This is a genomic window from Pyxidicoccus fallax, assembly GCF_012933655.1.
GTDB lineage: Bacteria > Myxococcota > Myxococcia > Myxococcales > Myxococcaceae > Myxococcus > Myxococcus fallax.
In genome coordinates this window covers 1-875 of sequence record NZ_JABBJJ010000734.1, presented here as the reverse complement: position 1 = coordinate 875, position 875 = coordinate 1, and the positions used below count along the sequence as shown (strand labels likewise).

Sequence of the window (875 nt, the reverse complement as noted above, 5' to 3'; positions counted from 1 at the left end):
GGGGAGCGCTGGCACCGGGAAGCGTGCGGGTGGGTGAGGGGCTCATCTGGGGAGAAAATCAATCCCATGGGCGGGTGCTCTGGACGGCGCTGACGGCGGAGGGGGACGCCGGGGCCGAGGCGGGCGAGTGCCTCCGCCCGCGGGGCCTTACGACGTCCTGGCTGAATCAGGCGGGACGTTGTGCAGCCCGGCTTTCACTCCGCTGCCGCTGGACTCCGTCCATGACGTCGCTCGTCAGGCCCTGCCCCGACTTTCCTGAAGAGGTTAGCGCCCACCGAGGCACCACCGACCCATGGTAGGCGCCGGCTATCCCGGGAGGCTCGCCGCGACCTCCGGCGGGGCCTCGGCATTCGCCCCCACGCGCCAGTCCACACCCTGCAGGCCGCACTCACGCACCAGCAGATCCACCATGGGCCCGTAGTTCTCCTCCACCCACTGGCGGAAGTAGACATCGGGCACGCCCAGGATCAGCCGACCGTCCTGCACGTCCACCGGACGGGCCTTCTGGAGCCAGAGCAGGGCGTAGCGCTTGCCCTGATCCTGCAGCCGCATGAGGCAGCGCTGCCAGGTGCGGCCGGCCGGGGTGGACGTGTCCGTGGACACGGCGGCGGGCGCGGACGCCTCGGGAGCCGCGGCCACGGAGTCAGAAGCCTCGTGGGGCACGTAGCGCACCCACACCTTCGGCGAGCAGAACGCCACGGCCGTTCCCACCGGCTGGCGGGTACGGCCCCAGTCGGACTGCAGGTACCCGCGGCAGGCCGCGATCAGCCGGCCCTCGTCGCCGCCCACCTTCGCCAGCGCGTGGCGGTACCAGTCGGGCCAGCCCGCGGGCATGTCCTCGCGCGGAACGCCTCGGAAGGCGCGCTGGCGCTCGT

Annotated in this window: 1 protein-coding gene; it reads right to left on the bottom strand. The window is 72.3% G+C overall.

The genetic code is table 11. The annotated features are described in order from the left end of the window. Nucleotides 1-306: 306 nt before the first annotated feature. The coding region (locus tag HG543_RS53875) for a DnaA N-terminal domain-containing protein (protein WP_281404568.1) at nt 307-875 on the bottom strand (569 nt) is incomplete at its 5' end.